This is a genomic window from Pseudomonas sp. 13159349 (assembly GCF_013305685.1).
Classification (GTDB): Bacteria; Pseudomonadota; Gammaproteobacteria; order Pseudomonadales; family Pseudomonadaceae; genus Aquipseudomonas; species Aquipseudomonas asiatica.
Genome location: NZ_CP045553.1, coordinates 1,429,971 through 1,449,897 on the forward strand (window position 1 = coordinate 1,429,971; position 19,927 = coordinate 1,449,897).

Here is a 19,927-nt window from a genome sequence, read left to right on the forward strand (position 1 = left end):
ATGGCATTCAAATGGTACAACCCCATGACCTGGGGCTTCTTCGGCTATACCGACCCGGCGACGGGCGAGTATGTCGAGGTTGACCTTGAGGTCGGTGGCAAGCGCACCAAGGCGGGCGTGAGAGTCACCGCCAAGACGGCCCTGTCGATCAGCATGGTCTGGTCCTGCGTCAAGATCCTTTCTGAGTCGCTGAGCGGTTTGCCACTTAAGCTTTACGAGGACAAGCAGGGCAGCCGGGCGTTGGTCGCCGGCAACGACCCGATGCTCAAGTTGCTGCGCAAGCCCAACCCGTACATGACCAGGCTGAACTTCCTGAAGTTCGTGGTCGTGAACATGGCCCTGCGAGGCAACGCGTTCGCCTTGATCGAGCGCAACGTGCACGGCACCCCGATCGGACTGGTGCCGCTGGATGGCCGGTCCGTGAAGATCGACACCGAGGAGGAGCTTACCTATCTGGTCACTCCAAAGGAGGGGGAGACGTTCCCGGTGTCGCCGGAGTACATGCTGCACTTCAAGTTGTTCAGCCTGGACGGCATCGTCGGTCTGTCCCCCATCGAGTACCAGGCCGAGACCATGGGGCTCGCCAAGGCTGGGCAGCAGTGGTCGGCGCGGTTCATGCGCAAGGGCGGCTTTACCGGTGGCTACGTCATCTACGAGCAGTTCCTGACCGAGGCACAACAGGCCAGGATCATGGCGAAGTTCCCGGATGTGCGGAAGGGTGATGCCGACGACATCGGCAAGATGGCCATCCTCCAGGGCAACCCCAAGATCGTCCCGGCTGGGATCAGCCAGAAGGATGCCCAGTTCATCGAGTCGCAGCAGTTTCAGGAGGAGGCCCTGGCGGGCATCTACGGTGTGCCGCTGTGGCTGGCCAACCGCGCTGGCAAGACCTCAATCATGGGTTCGAACCTAGAGCAGCAGCTCACCGGCTTCATTACCTTCGGCCTCAAGCCCTACATCGATTCCGTTGAGGACGAGCTCAACGACAAGCTGTTTGGATCCGGCCAACGCTTTGTTGAGTTCGTTGTGGAGGGCCTGCTGCGTGCTGACAGCGCCGGCCGCGCCTCGTACTTCCAGGCCGCCTTGGGCGGTTCTGGCGGCTCAGGGTGGTTGTCGATTGACGAGGTCCGCGAAAAAGAAAACTACCCGCCGCTGGGCGGCGACTACGCCCGGGTCACCCGGTGGGAGATACAAAAAAATGGCGAACCTTGAATGCCCGTTCGAGCTCAAGGCCGTGGACGAAGCCGGCAATTTCGAAGGCTACGCCGCAGTGTTCAACAACATTGACCTAGGCGACGACGTGATCCTCCCCGGCGCGTTCACCCGCGTGAAGGCAACCCGCAAGGGCCAACTCAAGCTGGCCCTGTACCACGACCTGACTCGCCTGGTCGGCACCGCCGATTACACCCAGGACGATCACGGCCTTCTGCTGAAAGGGCAGGTCAACCTCAACGTCAGCTATGCCCGTGACGCCTACGAGCTAATGAAGGCCGACATCCTCGACAGCATGTCGATCGGCTTCAACACCATCAAGGCAGATTTCGAGGACCGCGCCGGTCGGCGCGTACGCCTCATTAAGGAGGCTGAACTCTGGGAAGCCTCCTTCGTCCCGTTCGGCATGAACCCCGAGGCGCAGGTGCTCAGCGTCAAATCGGACATCAGACTTTTCGAGAAAGCCCTGCGCGAACGCATGGGCCTCTCGCAGAAGGAGGCGGCAGCAGTCGCTTCGCTCGGCTACACCGCGCTACGCCGTGACGGCGGGAGCGAGGCCACGGCGATCGTGGATGAGCTGAAAGAAATTCCCAACTTGTTCACCCAATATTTCGGAGTGTCGCCATGAGCGAAGTGAAAGAACTGAAGGATTCCCTGGAACTGCAATTGAAGACCGGCTTCGACGGCCTGCAGAAGAAGTACGATGCGGCCATGGATGAGGTCCAAAAGGGCAACCAGGTCACGACTGACCTGAAAAAGCAGATCGAAGACCAGAAGGGCGAACTGCAGAAAGTCATCGACCAGGTCGTGGATCTGGAGCAGAAGGGCGTCAAACTGCGAGGCCAGCCCGGCGAGGGTAAGAGCTTCGTCGACCTCATTCAGGGCGACGACGGTTATAAGTCTCTGAAAAAAGGTGGTGCCCTGGCTGAGCTCGACGTCACCAAGTCCGATCTGGCCAGCATGAAGGAAATGAAGGTCACCAGCGCCGGCATCGTGGCACCGCAGTTCGACCCGGTGATTCAGCCGGGTATCCGCCAAGAGCTGCGCATTCGCGACCTGCTGACCGCCGTGCCGGTCTCGGGGCAGAACTACACCTACTTCCGCGAAAACCTGCACACCCGTGGCGCCGCGCCGGTCGCCGAGGGCGGGCTGAAACCAACCAGCAACGTAACCTTCACCACCGAGACCGATCGCGTGAAGAAGATCGCGGTCTGGATGCCGGTCACCGATGAAGCGCTGGACGACGTCCCGCAGCTGTTCGCGTATCTCCAGCAGCTGCTGCGCTACGACCTCAAGCTCGAGGAGGAGGCTCAGATCCTCAAGGGCGACGGTACCGGCGAGAACCTCAATGGCCTGATGACCCAGGCCACCAACTACAACACTGCCCTCAGCAAGGCCGGTGACACCGCCATCGACCTGGTCCGCCGATCCATCTATCAGGTGCGCAAGCAGTCGCAGATGTCGGCTGATGGCGTGGTGATGACTGAACTGGACTGGATGAATATCGAGCTGCAGAAGGACGGCGAGAACCGTTACCTGTTCGCCAACCTGCAAGGTCTGGTCACCCCTATCCTCTGGGGTCGCCCGGTGATCACCTCGGACAGCATGGACGAGGGCGACGGCACCAACGGTGGCGAGTTCCTGACCGCCAACTTCGCTCGTTCCACCACGCTTTTCGACCGCATGTCGTTCCTGTTCAAGATGGGCTTGATCAACGATCAGTTCATCAAGAACGAACGTGCTCTGCTGGTCGAGGAGCGCCTGGGCCTTGGCGTGCGCCGTAAGGAAGCCTTGGTGAAAGGGCGCTTCCCGACCGCCTAACCCCACCGAAGGCCGGCATATCGCCGGCCTCTTCATTTCTGGAGGCAGCATGAAAATCAAGATTCTGTGGGGTTTCGTCGGCAACGGGGCGCTGTTAGGCGGAACTTCGAACAAGGTCAAGGCCGGTGAAACCTTCGATGAGGCTGATGACGAATACGCTCACGCCTTGATCGGCAAGGGGTTAGCCGAAGAAGTCGATAGCGACGGTAAGGCGAAGGCGGTGAGACCCAAGGAAACCAAGCCTACCGCGCCGAAAGAGAGCAAGTGATGATCGACCTGGCCACCGTGAAGATGCACCTGCGGGTCGACGGCGATGAGGAAGACGCCTTGATCGGCGGCTATGTCGCGGCGGCCAAGGCCCACGTTGAGCAGCACTGCGACCGCAAGCTGGTTGAGACCGACCCGGTTGAGCCCGAGGAGATGGGGTTGACCAGCGATGTCGAGCAGGCGGTCCTATTGCTGGTCGGCCACTGGTACGCCAACCGCGAGGCCGTTGCCGTGGGCACCATCGCCACCGCCATGCCTCTCGCAGTCGAAAGGCTGCTCTGGTACAGGAAGCGATTCTGATGAAAGCCGGACCTATGCGCCACCGTTGTCGGATCTTCAAGCCCCACCGCGAGCAGAACCGCTCCGGCGGCGCCACTGAAACCTGGGTGGAGGTGGGTGAGGTTTGGGCTGAAATCACCACTCCGACCGGCAGGGTTTCGCCCGTCGCTGAGCAGTTGCAGGCGGTGATCAGCGCCGAGATCCGCGTCCGGCCGCGCTCGGACATCGTCGCTGGCTGGCGACTGACCGAGAAACGCACTGGCATGACTTACCGGGTCGAGGCACCGCTGCTCAACAACGAACGGGACATGCTGCGGCTGCTGTGCTCCAGCGTCCCCAACCCATGAGGTGAACCATGAAAATTCAAGCACTGGGGCCACTGACCGGCGCCTCTGGCGAGCGCGAGAAGGGCGAGATCTTCGTCGTCGAAAAGGCCTATGGCGAAGGGCTGATTGCCCGCGGCTATGCCGTGGAAATCAAGGACGAAGCCACCCCCGACAAGCCAGCGAAGGCCGCCCAGGCCAAGGAGTAGGCCATGGCGCGCCGGTCCAGTATCCGCGGCGATATCCGGCTGCGCCGGACGCTGCGCAACATACACAAGACGATGGACAACGAACTGCAGCCCGCCATGGCCAAGGCGGCGGCGCGCGTGCTGGCCACTCAGCAGCAGCTGATCCCGAAGGACACTGGCGCTGCGTCGGCGGCCCTGCGGGTCTACGTCGCCCCCAGCGGCCTGGATGCCCAGGTCGGTATCAGGGGCAAGCGCGACAATCGGCGATTCTTCTACCTGCGGTTCCTCGAGTACGGCACGAAGGGCTATTCCGGCAGCATGTACCAGCGAGCCGACCGCAACGCGGTTGGCGGTGTGCACACCAACAACCGCGACAAGTCGAAGCTGAAAGGGCGCCGCAATGCGCTCCGTCAGCGCGACACCAAGAACAAGTCGGATGGGCAACACTTCTTCGGCAAGTACCCGGACATACCCGCTAGGCCAGCTCATCCGTGGCTGCGGCCGTCGCTGGACGTCAACCGCGAATACGTGATGGCCGACCTTCAGGAAGCTGTCCGGCGCACGCTGCGCAAGGCGAGCCAGGGGGTAGGCAATGGCTGATCCATCGCTGGCCTTGCAGGAGGCTATCTTCGCCAGGCTTCAAGCCGAGGTTAGCTGCCCGATCTACGACGGTGCGCCGCTGAATGCGGCGATGCCGTACGTGTCGATCGACCGGGAGGTCTCGGTCAACAGCAGCCCGATCTCTGGCCGAAAGCGCGAAACGCGTCTGCTGTACCTGTCGGTCTGGTCTGAGGCCGTGGGACAGGCTGAGGTCAAGCGCATCAACGGCGAGGTCATCGCCGCCCTGGACGAGCGCCGTCTACCGCTGGAGGTGGGCCGCGCGGTTTCCGTCCGGGTCGAGCAGGCCGACGCCCAGCGCGACGCCGACGGCATCACATACCAGGGCTCGATTACCGTCCGCGTGATTACCACCCACTGAACCACCCAACGGCCGCACCGCGGCTTTTATCCAATGAGCCTTTGGAGGATCCCCCATGGCCGACGACAACCTCAACACAGCCGCCGGCTGCCGCTTCTTCATCGGCGGCAAGACCGGCGCGGACACCGAAACCGAGTACAAGGCCGACACCTACGTCGAAGTGGGCGAGATCGAGGACCTGGGCGAGTTCGGTGACACCTTCAGCAGCGTGAACTTCACCTCGCTGAAAGACGGTCGCGTGCGCAAGTACAAGGGCACCGCTGACGCCGGTGACCTGACCCTGACCGTGGGCCTGGATAACGGCGATGCTGGACAGAACGCGGTGAAGACCGCGCACAAGGACCGCAGCAAGGGTGACTACAACATCAAAATCACCCTCAACGACGGTGACCCAGACGGCTCGCCGGTGATCAATCCGACCACGTTCTACTTCCGTGGGAAGGTAATGAACAACACCGTGGCACCTGGTGCTGCTGACAACGTGGTCCGCCGCAATGTCACCATCGGCATCAACTCGGACATCCTCGAGCTGCTGCCGGCATCGGTCACCCCCTAACACCCGGGGCTTCGGCCCCGGCAACATAGGACCTGATCCATGAACAATACGTTGCACGGTACCGTTACCGTAAAACTGGGCGATGAGGAGTTCACACTTCGACCCACCCTCAAGGCAGTGAGGGCGATCGAGAGCCGTTTCGGCGGTCTGCGCGGCGCATCTGGAGCCCTGCATGCAGTAGGCGTGGATGCGGTGGCCTTCATCATTGCCGCCGGTGCTGGCCTGGAAGAGAAGGCTGCCGAAGCGCTGCCCGAGAAGGTCTGGCAGGAAGGCGTGGCCGGGCTGACACCGCCAGTCACCAGGTATCTTGGCGCTCTCTACAATCCGCGAGGCGGTGACCCGGGAAACGACCAAGCCGGGACGGCGTAAGCGCTGTCGAAGACGGCAGCTACGTCGACCGGCTGTATGGGATCGCCACCGGCTGGCTGGGCTGGGCGCCGGATGTGGCCTGGTCTACGCCGCTCCCTGAGCTGTTCATGGCCATGGATGCCAGGATCGAGTGGATGCAGATGACCAACCCGTTCGGTACCGGAAAGAAGCAGGGCTCGAAGGAGAAGCCAAGTGCTTCCAATGTGGCCGACAAGCTGAGGATGGCATTGACTGGGAGAAAAGCTAACTGATCAGTTGGCCGACTTTGATACCCTTTGCGTTTTTGAAGGGGAGACTGTCATGCGTAAATGGATTTGTGCTGGGGCTTTACTCATCCTCGCGGGCTGCGGGGCTGGCGACTCGGATTCAAATAATGCGTCAGGAGCCACAGGGATTATCGATGAGTGGATCCTTGCGGACTATCCGGATAATTCCATAGTCATTGGCAGCGATAAATCAGATCCTACATACGGCAAGCTCAAGGATGCCATTCCGCGAGTTAATAAGGAGAAGAATGAGGCCGCTCATCTAGTCGCGAGAAAGTGCAAGCATGTTGTAAATGTTTTGTTCTTGCGTCGTGAAAGCTCACTCGAAGAATTAAAGTTCATAGTGGATTGCGAAGGTGGCGAGCGATACGAGCTCACAAGTGCTGATCTGGCTAAAGGGGGCGGTGTTAAAGCCAATTCCGATAAGTCGATAGGAAGATCCGATGCGATTCAGAAGTGCAAGGATTTAGTGAATGATAAACGTCTAACCAACCGCTCGTTGAATTTTCATGAGTTATCGGATTCGAACTACTATAAAGCCCCGAATGGCAACGTGAGGCTCGTTCTTGGGTTCGACGAAGACGGTATAGGTGGCACAAAGACAAAATGGCGTGCAGCTTGTACGTTTGATGCTGAATGGAAGGGCGATGTGACCATCAACCCTAACTGATAAATCAGCGTTTATTAGCCTGGCCGATGCCGGGCTTTTTTTGGGGTGAAGAAATGGCCGACCAACAAGTTCAAGGCATGCTCGTCCAGATCGAGGCAACTACGGCGCAATTGCGGCGCGAGCTGGCGAGCGCCGATCAGTTGGTCTCCAAAACTAGTCAGGCAATTGATCGCAACTTGGCAACAGTTGATTCCGCGTTTGATCGAGCTGGTGCAGCTGCTCAGGGCGCAGGAGCGCTCATGCGGGGGGCCTTTGCAGCGGTCGCTGGAGCCGGCTTGATTGGGGGCATCATCAAGCAGGTCGACGCCTACGGACAGATGTCGGACCGCATGAAGGCTGCCGCGGGCAGCGCTGGCGAATACCAGATGGTGCAGGAGCACCTGATGCAGACCGCGCAGGAAACCTACCGCCCACTGGCTGAAGCACAGGAGCTCTACATTCGCACTGCCGATGTCATGCGCAGCCTGGGCTTCAACACCCAGCAAACGCTCGACATCACCGACAGCTTCAGCTTCCTGCTGGTGACCAACGCCGCGGCCGCCGACAAGGCCGGCTCCGCGCTGGATGCCTATTCGAAGGCGCTGCAGACCGGCAAGGTTGAGGCCGATGGCTGGGTATCCATTCAGGACGCCATGCCGACCATCGTCACCGCGATCGCCACCGCCACTGGCAAGAGTGCCGAAGAGGTCCGCAAGCTCGGTGTCCAGGGCAAACTGTCGCTCGATGACATCAATACCGGCCTACTGCGAACCGTGGAGGTCAACCGCAAAGCAGCGGCGGACATGTCCACAAGTGTTCAAGATGCCTTGAACAACATCAGCAACGCCACTGGCACCTTCCTGGGCAAGCTGGAGGAGCAAACCGGTGCCGTCGCAGGGTTGTCTAAGTTTTTGGTGCTGCTGGCGGATAACGTTGATCTGGTAGCGGTAGCAATGGGAGGCGCAGGGGCCGCAGCTCTCACTACATATGCGGCAAAAGCCTACGTCGCTGTGAAAGCACTGCTGACTCAGCGGGCTGCTGCGGTTAGAAGTGCAGAGGCTGCTGTAATCGCCGCTGATGCTCAAAGGCTTTTCGCTCAAGCGCAACTGCAGCAAGCTCAGGCTTCTGTGGCTGCCGCCACAGGCCTGCAGCGTTTGACTCTGGTCCAGAGCCAGTTAATCCCAAAACAGGCCGCGCTCACCGCCTCAACAGAGGCGCTGGCCATTGCTCAAGCCAACTTGGCCCAGGCGACCGTCCGAGGCGGCCTTCTCGCTGCGCTAGGTGGGCCAGCGGGTCTTGCCGTATTGGCCGGTACTGCCGCTGCGAGTTTCCTGCTGCTGCGAGACAACTCGGACTCGCTCGAAAAGAAGCTGGGCGATCTCAGCGACCCGCTCGACAAGCTGGTCGAGCGCTTCAACAAGCTGAACAGTGCGACACAGGCCGTGGCGCTGCGCGAGCTGCAAGGCAAAATCGAGGACGCGCAAAGCCAACTGTCGCAGGTATCTGGGTCGATTGCAGATCGGTTCGAAAACGATCTTCGTGGCGTAGGCGCCGCTGGCGTCGACGGCCTGATGACCGGCCTGGCTCCCATGCCCGCGGAGGCCCAAAAAGCACTCGACTTGGTGCGAGATGCCGCAAACGACTTTGCGAAGGGCGCGGTTGTGGACTGGAAGGCTGTCGCCGATCAGGTGCGCGGCATCCCGGGCGTAACCGAGGCGATGGCCCAAGCTATCGAAAAGGGGCAGATCAAGGCCTCCGATCTAAGCGGTGAGCTGCAAAACCTGAAGACCAAGCTCGCCGAGCTGACAGGAGAGACGGACCGAAACACGGCTTCGACCACAGCCAACAACGCCGCGAAAGCCGGCATGAGCACGGCGGGTCAGACCTACCTGGAAACGCTGCAGAAGCAGTTGGCCGGCCTGCAGGACAATGGCGACGCGATGAAGATCGCCAACCGCTACATCGCCGAAAACGCCGATCTCACCGAGACCGACCGACAGGCGATCCTTTCGGCGGCCAGCGCGATCGAGGCACAGAAGAAGGCCAATCAGGGCGCCAAGCAGGAAACGAAAGACGCCACCTCTGCGCAGACGAAGCTGAATCAGCAACTGAAGGAAGCAGAGACCGCTTATCAGCAGTTGAAAAAGGCTTACGACCCCGTAGGCGCTGCGTCCGATGAGTTTCAGAAGCAGACCAAGAACCTTGATCTACTGCTGGCGCAGAAGAAAATCACCACCGAAGAGTACGGCAAAGCTGTTGGTGTGCTCGCCGAGCAATTCAATAGTGCGGTGCAGGCCTCGACCGGCCTGTCGCGGGCGATGAAGTACCAGGCCGATCTTGAGCGTCAGTTGGCGATCGCCCAGCAGCAGGGCGACGCTGCCGCTGCTGCGATTGGAATGGGAGACAAGCGGGCAAGTCGTGCTCAGTCTCGGCTGGCGCTTGAGCAAGAAAACAACAACAAGGTCCTGGCGCTGCGAGACGAGTTGGCTACAGCCAGCACTGAAAAGCAGCGTCAGGAGCTTGAAAAGCAGATTGCCTTGAGGCAAGAGTACGGCGCCAAGCTGGTGCAGGTCCAAGAGGACACCTTCGCCAAGATCGACGCGGCCCAGGCCGACTGGAGTAACGGCGCGTCAGCAGCCCTGGAAAATTATCTCGACAGCGCCGCCGATGTAGCCGGCCAGACGCAGGAGCTGTTCACCAATGCGTTCAGCAACCTCGAAGACGGCATCGTTCAGTTCATCAAGACCGGCAAGGCGTCGTTCAAGGACTTCGCGGACGCGATCATCGAGGACCTGATTCGCATCCAGGTGCGCCAGGCGGCTGCCGGCTTCCTCAGTTCGGCGTTCGGCTTCTTGGGCGGCGGTGGGGCGGCGCTGGGGAAGGGCACCATGACCGGATTCAGCGAAGGTTCGTTCGTCGCGAATGCAAAGGGCGGGGTCTACGACTCGCCAAGCTTGTCGGCCTATTCCGGCGGGGTGTACGACAGCCCGCAGATGTTCGCCTTCGCCAAGGGGGCGGGCATCTTCGCTGAGGCCGGGCCTGAAGCAATTCTGCCGCTTCACCGGGGACCGGATGGCTCCCTTGGCGTCATGGCCGCTGGCGCTGGCGGAGGTGGCGGAGAGTCCTCGATTACCTTTGGCGGCATCACCCAGCACATCCAGGTGTCAGGGCAGGCCAACGCTGCCACCCTGGCCGATGTTCGGCGTGCCGCCGAGCAGGGGGCGCGGGATGGCTACGAGCTCATGTTGCGAGACTTCAAAACCAACGGCGCCGGGCGGCAGATGCTGCAGCGGCGGTAACTATGCTCGGCCCGCTTCGGCGGGCTTTCTTTTTGGAGTGACCCAATGGCGGAGGAATGGCCCGAGGACCTGGAGCCCACTGAGGTCACCTGGGGTGTCGTCTACAACAACCGGGGCTTCAGTTCTTCGCTGTCAAATTCGCAGCAGATCGTGGCTCAGCCTGGCTCCTACTGGAAATGCACCATGAATTTCGGCGTTCTGTATGAGGAGGACGAACGCGAACTGACCTCGCTGCTGGGCCGCCTGCACGGGATGTTCGGCACGGTAAACATCCCGTACCTCACCCGAGCGCGGGTGGACAACATCGGCACGCCGACGGTAGCAGTCGCCAATGCCCAGGCCAGCGTCATGCAGCTGCAAGGCATGCTGGCCAGCCGGCCGGTATTCAGCCGCGGCGATCTCATCACCATCAGCGGGGAGATGTTCGAGGTGGTGGAGCACGCATCCTCCGACGCCGCTGGCAAAGCCGTGATTGCGGTGAACAAGCGCATCCGAAAGCTGATCCCGGTCGGCAGTGTAGTGGAGTACAAGAATCCCTACTGCGAGATGCGCCGCATGGATGACACCAACGAATGGACCACCCAGCCGGTGGTTTCGAACTCGACTCTGCAATTTCGAGAGGCATTCTGATGGCCACCGGTGTTTTTCCTTTCAGCCAGACAGTCGTCGATATCATCGCCAAGGGCAATTTCATGGCGGTATACGCCTGCCAGCTGGACTTCCCCGATGGGATGGTCTTCGCGCATACCGGTACCGGCGACCTGGTAATCGATGGCATCACCTATCAGGGTGTCGGCACCTTCGGCGCAGTCGGACAGTCGCAGGAGAGCAGCAACTCGGGCTCGCCCATGTCCGTGGAGCTCACGCTCAACGGCCTGGACGCCCAGATCATCACTGAAACCTCGCTGAAGGGGTGTCGGGGGCGCAACGGCAAGCTGATGTTCGTGGTGTTCGACCAGGACGGCAGCTATGCCGCCGATATCCTGTTCAGCGGGCGCATGGACGCCGCCAAGTTCTCCTATGCGGGCAACGGCGAGGAAGGCAACAGCATCACGGTTCCCCTCATCGACCGCATGGCCGAGTGGAACCGGACCGGTACCGAGCGCTGGACCGACGAGAACCACAGGGCGCGCCGCCAGGACGACCGCTTCTTCTTCGCCATCGCCCAGATTGCCGACTGGCCTATCTACTGGGGCGCCTCCAAGGACGCACCAAAGTTCACCTACGAGACATAGCCATGCGAAAGCGCGATTGGACGACACAGCTTGCCACCACGATCAAGGCCGCCATTGAGCGGCCTTTTTCATGGGGCGAATTTGACTGCTGCCTGTTTGCCGCCGACTGCGCCGTGGCGGTTTGCGGTACCGATCCGGCTCAGGCCTACCGTGGCACCTACAAGAGCGAGGCTGGCGCCAAGCGAGCGCTGAAGAACAACCATGGAAGCCTTGAGGCCGCATGGGATGCCTGCTTTGCCCGGGTGCAGCCGGGCCTGATCCAGCGGGGCGACATCGCCCTGTACGACGGCCCTAACGGGCGAGGCATTGCGGTGTTCTGGGCGGATGAGTTCTGGTCGGTGTCCCCCGATGGTGTCGGGCGTATCGAGTGTGAACCGTTGACGGTGTGGAGAGTTGAATGAGTTCAGCAGTCAAGAAGGTGGCCCAGATCGCGGTCGGCGCGGCCATCGGCTTCATCCAGGGAGGGCCTTGGGGCGCGCTGGCGGGCGCAGCGATGGCGTTCTACGTCGCTTCGCAGCAGGACAAGCTCGATACCGGCTCGCTGCGCACCAGTGAACCGTCCAGCCAGACCCTACGCTCGTCCAAGGCGGCTGCCCGGTACGTACTGGGCCGGGTGAGCACTGGCGGCGTTCTAGCCTGGGGGCAGGAACAGGCTGGCGACCAGACCGACGGCGAATGGCTACACATGGTGTATGTGCTGTCGGAGGGAGAGATTGACGGGCTGGAGGACATCTTCCTCGGCGAGGAGCGCGTTCAATCCTATGGGGAGCACGCGAGTTATGAGCTGGTCACCAACCCGACCCAGGTCAATGCCTTCCTGAAAGCCAACAGCCCGGACTGGCGCGACACCCAGATTGGCCGAGGCCTGTCTTTCATCCGGCTGTCGTTCAAGTACAGCGCCGAGAAGTATCCCTCTGGCATTCCGGATGTGCGCTTCGTGCTTCGCGGGCGCCGGGATATCTACGATCCTCGGACCGGGACCGCCGGTTACAGCGAAAACACCGCACTTCACATCCTCTGGTTCCTGCGCAACCGGTGCGGCGTGCCGGATGATGAGATCGTGTTCGCGAGTTTCGCCAACAGTGCCAGCGTGTGCGATGAGATGCTGGCCAACGCAGACGGCAGCACCTCGGCGCGATACCGCTCCGGCTGTGTCATCGGCGCCGACGAGTCGCGCACCCAGGTGATGCAGAAGCTGGAGGCGGCGTGCGGCGGCAAGCTGATCCGTGTCGGCGGCCGCTGGATGCTGCAGGTCGGGGCCTACTACGGCCCGTACGACTTCGAGATCACTGAGGACATGGTGATCGGCACCGTCACCGGTAGCACCGAGCCGACCAACGACTCGGCGATCAATACCGTGCGCGGCACCTTCGTGGACCCGGCGCAGGCCTGGGCCGAGACGGACTATCCCGAGGTGTCGGTGAGCGAGTGGGTGGTGGCAGACGGCGGTGAGGCGGCAGAAACACTGTCGTTCTCCTACGTCAGCAACCCGTACCAGGCTCAGCGCCTGGCGAACATCGAACTGCGCCGCCGGCGCGCAGGTGGCACCCTGTCGATCCCCATGAACTTCATGGGCTACAACTGCCGCCCTGGCCGCTCGGTGAAGGTCAACCTGCCATCCCTGAATATCGTGGGCGAGTTCATCGTCACCGACTGGTCGATGAGCGCCGACAGTGGCTGCAACGTCTCGGTTGCCCAGAACGAACCGGCAATCTTCGACGACGCCGTAGGTCAGCCATACAATCCGATCGGCTTCATCAAGCTGCCGGCCGGCGGCCTGGGCGGTCCTACCGGACTCGCCTGGTCGACCGAGGAAAATGCCGAGTCGGTACAGGGTACCCTGTCGTGGGTGGCGCCCTACGGCGTGGTCACGGGCTACGCCATTACAATTCGCCAAGGTGCGACCGCAGTCCAGGCCCAGCAGGTCCCAGCTACAGCGCTCAAGCTGCCACTGTCAGGTTTGCCGTCTGGTAGCTACACCATGAGCGTGGCTGCCCTCGGCCCGCTGACCCGCTCCGGCGAGGCCAGCATCACCGTGAACATCGACGGTCCTCCGATTCCTGAATCGTGCGTGGTGCAGGCCACGATCGACACCATCACTCTGATCCCGGGCAATACGCTGCATGGCTTGAACGGCGGCACCTACGAGTACTTTTTCTCCACCAACCCGCAGGCCACACAAGGCGATTACCTGGGCCAGGGCCTGTCTTTCACCCATACCGGTCTTGCCTTTGCAACCAACTACGCCTACTTCATCCGTTCGAAGAACGCCTACGGTGTCAGCGCCTTCTTGAAGGTGGTTGCGTCCACCTCCAGCGACATGGCCAACATGCTTAAGGCGCTGGAGGGGCAGATCAGGGAGGGCCAATTGTGGCCGGAGCTTGAAGGCCGTATCGACCTCATCGATGGCAATGGTCCTGGGTCGGTCAATGAGCGTCTGGGCGAGCTGCGAGACGAGATCGGTGACCTTGCTGACTCAATGCCCTATGACCCTGAACGAACCTATTCGATCGACCAGGGCGTTCTTGGCCAGGACGGCAAGCTCTACCAGGCCAAGGGTGACGTGCCGATCAATACGCCCCCGCCAAACGTGGCCTACTGGGACGACGTAGGGCAGGCGGTTCGTACCGCCAACGGCCTGGCGGCGCAGGTCAATCAGAACCGCGTCGATATCGACGAGCAGGAAGACCGGATCACGGCCAACGCCGAAAGCCTCCAGGCTTTGCAGGTGAAGGTTAACGACCCAGTCACAGGTGTCGCCGCGACGGCCGAAGGCCTGAGCCAGATGAAGGGCACGGTCGAGACCATCGATGATCAGGTCAAAGCCAATGCCCAGAAGCTCGACGGCGTGTTTGCACAAGTCAACCCGGCCATGGCCGGCAGCGAAGAGGGTTTCGCTGGATCGGAACAGACGTATGTCGGCGTATGGTCCCAGCTGTCGGCGCAGATCGAGGGCGACGTGGCCCAGGCGCAGCGCACCGACCAGGTAGAGGTACGCCAGGGTGAGACCAACGCGCTGGTCCAGCAGGTCAGCAAGTCGGTGGTGGATCTCAGCAGCGCGACAGCCCAGCAGTTCAGCCAGGTTCAGGCAGTTCAAGCCCAGAACTCAGCGGCAATCCAGCGCAATGACCAGGCGATTGTTGACGCGAATGGCAGAGTGTCGGCGATCTCTTCGTGGAAGACTGAGACAAACGCCGCGGGCAAGAAGGTGGCCACGGGCATCGTACAGGGTAGCGACGGTTCGGTTGGCGAGATCCTGCTGTCGGCGGACCGCGTCGCAATTATCAACGGTCTGAATGGGCCTGAGGCGAATCTCTTCGTTTTCCAGAACGGTCAGCTCTACCTCAACCAGGCATTCATCAACTCGGCGTTCATTCAGAACCTGATCGTCGGAATGACCCTAAAGTCTCAGGCGCTCGATTCTCAAGGCCGGCCGCTGCTGGAGCTGAACTTCGTCACTGGCGCAGTGACAATCCGAGGGCAGGACGTCAACGGCTCGACACTGCTGAATAACGGCGGCGTGTACGTTTACGACGCCAACGGTATTGAACGCACTGCAGTGGGGAGGCTTACCTGATGGCCGATCTCTATGGGCTCCGGACGCGTGATGCGGCCGGGGCCATCACCTTGGACACCACCATCACGCCGATTCGCTCGCTGAAGATGATGCAGGTGGCCGGCAACAACGCCTTCGACCAGTACATCGCAATACCGGAGATCCAGGCGGCGTCCTTTGTTGTGGTTGATGCCCTGTTTGACGGAGGCGACAACACCTGGAGCCCGCCTGCCTGGGCAACTACCGGACAGCTGCAGCTGCGACAGCCCGGTACCAGGACCTGGCAGGTGATGATCCTATCGCAGGGCGGAGAGCCGTTTTCGGCAGCAGGCAGTTACGGGATCAGGGCTGCAAACAGCAACGTCCGCACACAGATCGACGCGATCAACCGGGTGCTCAGCGTGCGCTACAACGGACGGATGAATATTGGGTTTCAGGGGCCTGGGAGCGCAAATCAGATCCAGTACGGCACTGTGACGTTTCCTCAGCCGGTCACGACCTACGAGCGCCCGATGATCTTCCTGAATGCCGACAACTACATGATGGTTGGGAGCTTCTTCGTCACCGGATCTCCCGGCAACTGGACCGGGTTCCGCATCAAGGCCTACAACAACCAGCAGGCTCACGGAAGCACCGCGCTGTATCCGATGATGATCAATTGGTTCTGTGCAAGCTACATGGTGCCAAACACGCCTGTGGATGCGTACGGCGCATCAGTGCGGGATGCGGCAGGGAACAGGACTTTCGTCACGTCGGCCAACCTGGCTCTGCTTAATAGCCAGCCAGCCAATAACTCGTTCGCGACAGCAGGAACGCCGATCACCGGAACAGGCTATTACGCGTCGTCGGCGCAGATGGCTTGGACCGGGAATTATGCTGATTACGTCCTCGCCAATGCGCTGTTTTCCTGTACGCAGATCGGCGCAACCACACAGCCCATTCGGGCAAATTACGGCGGGTTCCTACCTGGAAGGAGGGACGTGCTCCAGATGTATTGCGAAAACTTCGATGGCGTTAATCCGCTCAGCGTGAATGGCCGGACGCTCTTCGCATCGCGCCCAATGAAACCCTTATAGGATCTGGTATGGCTAAGCAGAATATTAACCTCGGCACCGCCCCAACTGGACAGGGCGGTGACACGCCCCGCAGCGCCAACGTGAAGATCGATGCGAACTTCGATGAGCTGTATGACGCGCTGGGGGCCGGAGGGGCGCCAAAAGTGCTGCCTGCTGCACTTCCTGTGGCGAAGGGCGGCACGGGCGCGACCAATTCCGCTTCAGCAAGGGTAGCGCTTGAACTTGGCACAGCCGCCCAGGCGAATATGGGATTGGGGGTAGGGCAAGTTCCACCCGCTGAAGCGCTTGGCTATGCGAAGTCGTCTTCCTCAACGACGAGTTGGTACGCAGACATTGATCATGGATTCGCCCCAGTCCTGTATGAGCCAGGGGCACCCGGCGCACCCACCGGAGGCACCGGCTACTGGTATAAGCAAGCCATCCGGTTCGGCTCCTCCGGCAACCGTTTGTTAATTGCGTGGCCGTATGGGCTTCCAGGCAATACAGGCACCATCAAAATTTGGTCGGTTTACGGCAACGAGATCACTCCGGTGATCGAGCTTTATCACACCGGAAATACCACACGCGCCGCTGACGGCACACTGAAGGCGATCTGAACATGGCAAGAGCAGCAATCAATATCCTCGGCGACGGCTCGATCATTAACATCACCTCCCTCGGCAAGGCCGATATCACCGTGGAGCACCTTAGCCCTGGCCAGTACCTGGTGGTGGGCACGCTGGGCATGTGCCCGCCACCAGAGGGCTGGGGCTATGTGATTAACCAGATGGACGCCGATGCCACCGTAGCGACATCCTTCGCCGACGGCGTTTTGCTGGTGAGCGTGGCAAAGGATGGCGAGCCGGCCGACCTGCTACACAGCATCACCTTGCATGTCTCCGTCGAGGATCTGCCGCCGCCCGACCTGCCGCCGCCCCAAGAGCCCGAGCCCGCTGACGCGCTGGCGCTGGCCCATGCTGAGATTGCACAGCGCCGTGCTGTTGCCGATGCGGCAATTATCCCGCTGCAGGACGCTGTGGACTTGGGCATTGCCACGGACGCCGAAGTCGGCCTGATGACCGAGTGGAAGCTTTACCGCGTTGCCCTGAATCGTCTGCCTGACCAGCCAGGTTTCCCCAACGAAATCGATTGGCCTGCGCCGCCGGCCTGATCCGCGACAAATCCACCGACCGCCGCCTGGCGGTATTTTTTTGCTTGGAGAAAACCAATGACCCAACCCCAGCCCCGCGGCGTTCGCAACCGAAACCCCGGCAACATCGACTTCAACCCCCGCAACGCCTGGCAGGGCCAGTTGGGGCTGGAGGTTGGCGTAGCCAAGCCACGCTTCGCCCGCTTCGACGAGACCGAGAACGGCATCCGCGCCCTGGGCAAGCTGCTCATCAACTACCGCGGCAAGGATGGCATGCCCGGCGTGGGCGAGAAGGGCATCGACACGGTGCTGGAGACCATCAACCGCTGGGCGCCGAGCAACGAGAACGACACCCAAGCCTATGCAGCTGCTGTGTCCAAGCGCCTGGGCGTACGCCCAACCGACCCGATCAACATCAAGGACCCGGCCACGCTGCGCGGCCTGGTGGTCGGCATCATCGTGCACGAAAACGGCGGCAACCCGTACCCGGACCAGGTGATTGACGAGGGTGTGCGGAGGGCGCTGGCATGACGATCAAGACGATTGGCCGCTGCCTGGGCCAGGCAGAGGATGGCTCACTGTGGTTCTGGTGTGCGGGCTGCGATAAACCGCACAGCCTGCGGGTCGGTTCAGGGCCTGGCCCGCGCTGGGGCTACAACGGCAATGCCGATTCCCCGACCTTCACGCCATCGGTCCTGGCTCAATGGGATGAGGGGGAGCCACCGGCCACCACACCTGAGATCCGCGACAAGATCAGGAGCGGCGAAATCGTTCAGGTCAAAGTCGCCAAGGTATGCCACTCGTTCGTCACCGATGGCCGCATCCAGTACCTCACCGACTGTACCCATGCGCTGGTCGGCCAGACGGTCGATCTGCCGGACTGGGAGGCGTCATGGAACAGCTGGTGAGGGTTGTGCCGACCTGGTGCTGGTGGCTGATCGCGCTGGCTGTGGTTGCCGGCGGCCAGCAGTACCGGGTGGTGGTAGCGCAGGGTGATACCGCGACGGCACGCGGCGAGCTGGCCGACTACCGCCTGGAGGTGTCCGAGCGCGACCGGCGCGCAGCCGCCCAGGCCAGAACAGAAGAACAACGCCGCCAGGCCGTGGCGGACAAGGAGGGTGAGAGTGCACGACAACAACTGGAGCTGGCCCAAGGCCGCGCCGCTGCTGCTGAGTCTGCTGCTGGTGGGCTGCGCGGGGAAATCGAACGACTGCGCGCCGGCCGAGCAGCAACCTGCGACACCATCGCTTCCCAGCAGCGCCAGGCAGGAGCCTCTGCCGTCGTGGTGCTCGGGGGATTGCTTGAAGAGTCTGACCGAATGGCGGGCAGCTGCGCAGCAGCGCTTGAGCGAAGCCGAATAGCTGGGCTGGCGTGCGAGTCGATCTATAATGGCCTGACCAAGTGAAAAGGTCGTCGGCATGAAGCCAAAGCAGCCAGAAGTCCTAATGCCTGATCACCCCATGTACACCGACGCCGTGGACGCCATGAGGCGTTATCACGAGGCCCAGGGTGCTGGCAGGCCAGCTGATGAAGTCGAGCGGTTGCGCCTGATCGCTGAGTCGCAGTTCCAGGCGGTCACCGACTACCAGCTCAAAGCGTTAGGTGGCCCTGCTGGCCCGGTTCACTAATTGGGCCACATGCGTCGACCTCACGCCTGAGCAAATGAACATAGTCCGCCGAGCGGTACTGGCGCGGTTGCTTTGCCTGATGCTGAAATGCTGTATCTATATACAGTATTTGGTGCAGCATGTACTTCCTCCTCGTCCGCCGCCGTGTGAATGGCGTGGCCATCCCTTCCGATCAGCTCAGGAAGATCCAGCCCCTGCGGGCCGACATTCACATCGGTGACCACCACAGTGAGCCGCTGGGCCGGGTATCGACCCAGGCCTGGGTGTTCAACCCATCGCCCGGGCCCGACATCATCCCCCGGCTGCACGACGCCAAGCTCAATGGCATGGCCCAGCTCGGGATCAACATTAACGGTGTCGAGGAAATCGATGGCGTGCTGTACGCCCAGTCGTGGTGGTGCCGGGCGGTGGGCGATTATGGCAACTGAGCTTCCGCAGGCCTGGTTGGCCGAGCTGAACGACCAGGTTGCCCTGATGGCTGATCCTGATGGGCGCGCTGCGGTGCTCGATGAGATGGCCTATGCCGCGCGCCGGCGGCGAGAGGTCGATGACGGCGACCTGGTCGACATGCTGGAGATCGTCGAGTCGGCCAGGCTGTGGGCCCTTGATGAATCCGAGAGGGGTTGGAGGTAGGTCGGCAGAACGCCGGAGGAGGGTGGTATGGCTGTCTAAAACCGCTCAAAAGCATCTCGGTTTTACTGGGCGAAAGTCGCCGAAACTGGCCGAACGATATTAGACAGGCTCGATTCGCAGGCCGCATAAGTCGCGGCCTGAAGTCGATTTTTTCCGCTACTGCTGCATCATCGGGGTGTGTGCGGAGAAGTCGGAAATTGCTTTATTCATCAATGGCTTAGAAAGTAGGTCTCAATATTGTGGGGCAAATTGGGGCGTTCTGTGTTGCATGCACGACGCCGAGACCCACCGGATTTTCAAGCCGCATAGATTAACACGGCTACCCGGCAGGCTGTACCTGCAAGTCCGGCGAGTGCACAGGGATGCGCTGAAGGCAGGTTGACATCATGGTGCCTCCATGGAGAATTGCCTGCCTTCGCCCATCAGGGATGGCTTGCCTGACGCATTCGCGGTGGCCCGTGG

27 protein-coding genes are annotated in these 19,927 nt (G+C 61.3%); all 27 read left to right on the top strand.

What is annotated here, in order from left to right:
* The 27 genes from GEV38_RS06700 to GEV38_RS06830 all read left to right on the top strand — a co-directional run bounded on the left by GEV38_RS06700 (position 1) and on the right by GEV38_RS06830 (position 19,465).
* A complete protein-coding gene (locus GEV38_RS06700) occupies positions 1-1,212 on the top strand; it encodes a phage portal protein (RefSeq protein ID WP_173895661.1) in 1,212 nt (403 codons plus the stop codon).
* A complete protein-coding gene (locus tag GEV38_RS06705) occupies positions 1,199-1,840 on the top strand; it encodes an HK97 family phage prohead protease (protein WP_173895663.1) in 642 nt (213 codons plus the stop codon). Before GEV38_RS06700 ends, GEV38_RS06705 begins: the two co-directional genes overlap by 14 nt.
* Complete coding sequence (locus tag GEV38_RS06710) at positions 1,837-3,033, top strand: phage major capsid protein (RefSeq protein ID WP_173895664.1); 1,197 nt, start codon at positions 1,837-1,839, stop codon at positions 3,031-3,033. The genes GEV38_RS06705 and GEV38_RS06710 overlap by 4 nt, the downstream gene beginning before the upstream one ends.
* A gap of 49 nt (positions 3,034-3,082) precedes the next feature.
* The gene (locus GEV38_RS06715) at positions 3,083-3,301 is read left to right on the top strand and encodes a hypothetical protein (RefSeq protein ID WP_015271424.1); all 219 of its coding nucleotides are present in this window, start codon (positions 3,083-3,085) and stop codon (positions 3,299-3,301) included.
* Complete coding sequence (locus tag GEV38_RS06720) at positions 3,301-3,600, top strand: head-tail connector protein (RefSeq protein WP_173895666.1); 300 nt, start codon at positions 3,301-3,303, stop codon at positions 3,598-3,600. Before GEV38_RS06715 ends, GEV38_RS06720 begins: the two co-directional genes overlap by 1 nt.
* Complete coding sequence (locus GEV38_RS06725; RefSeq protein ID WP_173895668.1) at positions 3,600-3,926, top strand: phage head closure protein; 327 nt, start codon at positions 3,600-3,602, stop codon at positions 3,924-3,926. Before GEV38_RS06720 ends, GEV38_RS06725 begins: the two co-directional genes overlap by 1 nt.
* Positions 3,927-3,934: 8 nt before the next feature.
* Complete coding sequence (locus tag GEV38_RS06730) at positions 3,935-4,111, top strand: hypothetical protein (RefSeq protein ID WP_173895670.1); 177 nt, start codon at positions 3,935-3,937, stop codon at positions 4,109-4,111.
* Positions 4,112-4,114: 3 nt separating this feature from the next.
* On the top strand, positions 4,115-4,690 hold the full coding sequence (locus GEV38_RS06735) for an HK97-gp10 family putative phage morphogenesis protein (RefSeq protein ID WP_173895672.1): 576 nt from the start codon (positions 4,115-4,117) through the stop codon (positions 4,688-4,690).
* Positions 4,683-5,069, top strand: a complete 387-nt coding sequence (locus GEV38_RS06740) for a DUF3168 domain-containing protein (RefSeq protein ID WP_173895674.1) — start codon at positions 4,683-4,685, stop codon at positions 5,067-5,069. Before GEV38_RS06735 ends, GEV38_RS06740 begins: the two co-directional genes overlap by 8 nt.
* A gap of 55 nt (positions 5,070-5,124) precedes the next feature.
* On the top strand, positions 5,125-5,625 hold the full coding sequence (locus GEV38_RS06745; protein WP_173895676.1) for a hypothetical protein: 501 nt from the start codon (positions 5,125-5,127) through the stop codon (positions 5,623-5,625).
* Positions 5,626-5,664: 39 nt separating this feature from the next.
* A complete protein-coding gene (locus tag GEV38_RS06750) occupies positions 5,665-5,994 on the top strand; it encodes a hypothetical protein (protein ID WP_173895678.1) in 330 nt (109 codons plus the stop codon).
* A gap of 41 nt (positions 5,995-6,035) precedes the next feature.
* Positions 6,036-6,245: a hypothetical protein gene (locus tag GEV38_RS06755; RefSeq protein WP_173896065.1), complete on the top strand. Its 210-nt coding sequence runs from the start codon at positions 6,036-6,038 to the stop codon at positions 6,243-6,245.
* A 49-nt stretch (positions 6,246-6,294) separates the two neighbouring features.
* The gene (locus tag GEV38_RS06760) at positions 6,295-6,930 is read left to right on the top strand and encodes a hypothetical protein (RefSeq protein WP_173895680.1); all 636 of its coding nucleotides are present in this window, start codon (positions 6,295-6,297) and stop codon (positions 6,928-6,930) included.
* A 53-nt stretch (positions 6,931-6,983) separates the two neighbouring features.
* Positions 6,984-10,208 carry a phage tail tape measure protein gene (locus GEV38_RS06765; protein ID WP_173895682.1) on the top strand — a complete coding sequence of 1,075 codons (3,225 nt, stop codon included), beginning with the start codon at positions 6,984-6,986 and terminating at the stop codon, positions 10,206-10,208.
* Between the two features lie 45 nt (positions 10,209-10,253).
* Complete coding sequence (locus GEV38_RS06770; RefSeq protein ID WP_103462142.1) at positions 10,254-10,838, top strand: hypothetical protein; 585 nt, start codon at positions 10,254-10,256, stop codon at positions 10,836-10,838.
* Positions 10,838-11,443, top strand: coding sequence for a hypothetical protein (locus tag GEV38_RS06775; RefSeq protein WP_173895684.1), 606 nt, complete (start codon positions 10,838-10,840; stop codon positions 11,441-11,443). Before GEV38_RS06770 ends, GEV38_RS06775 begins: the two co-directional genes overlap by 1 nt.
* Positions 11,444-11,445: 2 nt before the next feature.
* Complete coding sequence (locus GEV38_RS06780; RefSeq protein WP_173895686.1) at positions 11,446-11,844, top strand: hypothetical protein; 399 nt, start codon at positions 11,446-11,448, stop codon at positions 11,842-11,844.
* The gene (locus GEV38_RS06785; protein WP_173895687.1) at positions 11,841-15,020 is read left to right on the top strand and encodes a DUF1983 domain-containing protein; all 3,180 of its coding nucleotides are present in this window, start codon (positions 11,841-11,843) and stop codon (positions 15,018-15,020) included. The genes GEV38_RS06780 and GEV38_RS06785 overlap by 4 nt, the downstream gene beginning before the upstream one ends.
* On the top strand, positions 15,020-16,075 hold the full coding sequence (locus GEV38_RS06790) for a hypothetical protein (RefSeq protein WP_173895689.1): 1,056 nt from the start codon (positions 15,020-15,022) through the stop codon (positions 16,073-16,075). The genes GEV38_RS06785 and GEV38_RS06790 overlap by 1 nt, the downstream gene beginning before the upstream one ends.
* An 8-nt stretch (positions 16,076-16,083) precedes the next feature.
* Positions 16,084-16,671 carry a hypothetical protein gene (locus tag GEV38_RS06795; RefSeq protein ID WP_173895691.1) on the top strand — a complete coding sequence of 196 codons (588 nt, stop codon included), beginning with the start codon at positions 16,084-16,086 and terminating at the stop codon, positions 16,669-16,671.
* A gap of 2 nt (positions 16,672-16,673) precedes the next feature.
* Complete coding sequence (locus GEV38_RS06800) at positions 16,674-17,225, top strand: tail fiber assembly protein (protein ID WP_173895693.1); 552 nt, start codon at positions 16,674-16,676, stop codon at positions 17,223-17,225.
* A 57-nt stretch (positions 17,226-17,282) separates the two neighbouring features.
* Positions 17,283-17,735 carry a structural protein P5 gene (locus GEV38_RS06805; protein WP_173895695.1) on the top strand — a complete coding sequence of 151 codons (453 nt, stop codon included), beginning with the start codon at positions 17,283-17,285 and terminating at the stop codon, positions 17,733-17,735.
* Positions 17,732-18,112 (top strand): DUF6527 family protein, encoded by a 381-nt coding sequence (locus GEV38_RS06810; protein ID WP_173895697.1) that lies wholly within the window; start codon positions 17,732-17,734, stop codon positions 18,110-18,112. The genes GEV38_RS06805 and GEV38_RS06810 overlap by 4 nt, the downstream gene beginning before the upstream one ends.
* Complete coding sequence (locus GEV38_RS06815) at positions 18,097-18,609, top strand: DUF2514 family protein (protein ID WP_173895699.1); 513 nt, start codon at positions 18,097-18,099, stop codon at positions 18,607-18,609. Before GEV38_RS06810 ends, GEV38_RS06815 begins: the two co-directional genes overlap by 16 nt.
* Before the next feature lie 13 nt (positions 18,610-18,622).
* Positions 18,623-18,832, top strand: coding sequence for a hypothetical protein (locus GEV38_RS06820; RefSeq protein ID WP_173895701.1), 210 nt, complete (start codon positions 18,623-18,625; stop codon positions 18,830-18,832).
* Between the two features lie 119 nt (positions 18,833-18,951).
* Positions 18,952-19,260 (top strand): hypothetical protein, encoded by a 309-nt coding sequence (locus tag GEV38_RS06825; protein WP_039615154.1) that lies wholly within the window; start codon positions 18,952-18,954, stop codon positions 19,258-19,260.
* The gene (locus tag GEV38_RS06830; RefSeq protein WP_173895702.1) at positions 19,250-19,465 is read left to right on the top strand and encodes a hypothetical protein; all 216 of its coding nucleotides are present in this window, start codon (positions 19,250-19,252) and stop codon (positions 19,463-19,465) included. The genes GEV38_RS06825 and GEV38_RS06830 overlap by 11 nt, the downstream gene beginning before the upstream one ends.
* The last annotated feature ends 462 nt before the right edge of the window (positions 19,466-19,927 follow it).

What these genes read in the sequence shown, in the direction of transcription:
- GEV38_RS06700 (WP_173895661.1), top strand. Translation starts at nt 1, where the DNA reads ATGGCATTCAAATGGTACAACCCCATGACCTGGGGCTTCTTCGGCTAT.
- GEV38_RS06705 (WP_173895663.1), top strand. Translation starts at nt 1,199, where the DNA reads ATGGCGAACCTTGAATGCCCGTTCGAGCTCAAGGCCGTGGACGAAGCC.
- GEV38_RS06710 (WP_173895664.1), top strand. Translation starts at nt 1,837, where the DNA reads ATGAGCGAAGTGAAAGAACTGAAGGATTCCCTGGAACTGCAATTGAAG.
- GEV38_RS06715 (WP_015271424.1), top strand. Translation starts at nt 3,083, where the DNA reads ATGAAAATCAAGATTCTGTGGGGTTTCGTCGGCAACGGGGCGCTGTTA.
- GEV38_RS06720 (WP_173895666.1), top strand. Translation starts at nt 3,301, where the DNA reads ATGATCGACCTGGCCACCGTGAAGATGCACCTGCGGGTCGACGGCGAT.
- GEV38_RS06725 (WP_173895668.1), top strand. Translation starts at nt 3,600, where the DNA reads ATGAAAGCCGGACCTATGCGCCACCGTTGTCGGATCTTCAAGCCCCAC.
- GEV38_RS06730 (WP_173895670.1), top strand. Translation starts at nt 3,935, where the DNA reads ATGAAAATTCAAGCACTGGGGCCACTGACCGGCGCCTCTGGCGAGCGC.
- GEV38_RS06735 (WP_173895672.1), top strand. Translation starts at nt 4,115, where the DNA reads ATGGCGCGCCGGTCCAGTATCCGCGGCGATATCCGGCTGCGCCGGACG.
- GEV38_RS06740 (WP_173895674.1), top strand. Translation starts at nt 4,683, where the DNA reads ATGGCTGATCCATCGCTGGCCTTGCAGGAGGCTATCTTCGCCAGGCTT.
- GEV38_RS06745 (WP_173895676.1), top strand. Translation starts at nt 5,125, where the DNA reads ATGGCCGACGACAACCTCAACACAGCCGCCGGCTGCCGCTTCTTCATC.
- GEV38_RS06750 (WP_173895678.1), top strand. Translation starts at nt 5,665, where the DNA reads ATGAACAATACGTTGCACGGTACCGTTACCGTAAAACTGGGCGATGAG.
- GEV38_RS06760 (WP_173895680.1), top strand. Translation starts at nt 6,295, where the DNA reads ATGCGTAAATGGATTTGTGCTGGGGCTTTACTCATCCTCGCGGGCTGC.
- GEV38_RS06765 (WP_173895682.1), top strand. Translation starts at nt 6,984, where the DNA reads ATGGCCGACCAACAAGTTCAAGGCATGCTCGTCCAGATCGAGGCAACT.
- GEV38_RS06770 (WP_103462142.1), top strand. Translation starts at nt 10,254, where the DNA reads ATGGCGGAGGAATGGCCCGAGGACCTGGAGCCCACTGAGGTCACCTGG.
- GEV38_RS06775 (WP_173895684.1), top strand. Translation starts at nt 10,838, where the DNA reads ATGGCCACCGGTGTTTTTCCTTTCAGCCAGACAGTCGTCGATATCATC.
- GEV38_RS06780 (WP_173895686.1), top strand. Translation starts at nt 11,446, where the DNA reads ATGCGAAAGCGCGATTGGACGACACAGCTTGCCACCACGATCAAGGCC.
- GEV38_RS06785 (WP_173895687.1), top strand. Translation starts at nt 11,841, where the DNA reads ATGAGTTCAGCAGTCAAGAAGGTGGCCCAGATCGCGGTCGGCGCGGCC.
- GEV38_RS06790 (WP_173895689.1), top strand. Translation starts at nt 15,020, where the DNA reads ATGGCCGATCTCTATGGGCTCCGGACGCGTGATGCGGCCGGGGCCATC.
- GEV38_RS06795 (WP_173895691.1), top strand. Translation starts at nt 16,084, where the DNA reads ATGGCTAAGCAGAATATTAACCTCGGCACCGCCCCAACTGGACAGGGC.
- GEV38_RS06800 (WP_173895693.1), top strand. Translation starts at nt 16,674, where the DNA reads ATGGCAAGAGCAGCAATCAATATCCTCGGCGACGGCTCGATCATTAAC.
- GEV38_RS06805 (WP_173895695.1), top strand. Translation starts at nt 17,283, where the DNA reads ATGACCCAACCCCAGCCCCGCGGCGTTCGCAACCGAAACCCCGGCAAC.
- GEV38_RS06810 (WP_173895697.1), top strand. Translation starts at nt 17,732, where the DNA reads ATGACGATCAAGACGATTGGCCGCTGCCTGGGCCAGGCAGAGGATGGC.
- GEV38_RS06815 (WP_173895699.1), top strand. Translation starts at nt 18,097, where the DNA reads ATGGAACAGCTGGTGAGGGTTGTGCCGACCTGGTGCTGGTGGCTGATC.
- GEV38_RS06820 (WP_173895701.1), top strand. Translation starts at nt 18,623, where the DNA reads ATGAAGCCAAAGCAGCCAGAAGTCCTAATGCCTGATCACCCCATGTAC.
- GEV38_RS06825 (WP_039615154.1), top strand. Translation starts at nt 18,952, where the DNA reads ATGTACTTCCTCCTCGTCCGCCGCCGTGTGAATGGCGTGGCCATCCCT.
- GEV38_RS06830 (WP_173895702.1), top strand. Translation starts at nt 19,250, where the DNA reads ATGGCAACTGAGCTTCCGCAGGCCTGGTTGGCCGAGCTGAACGACCAG.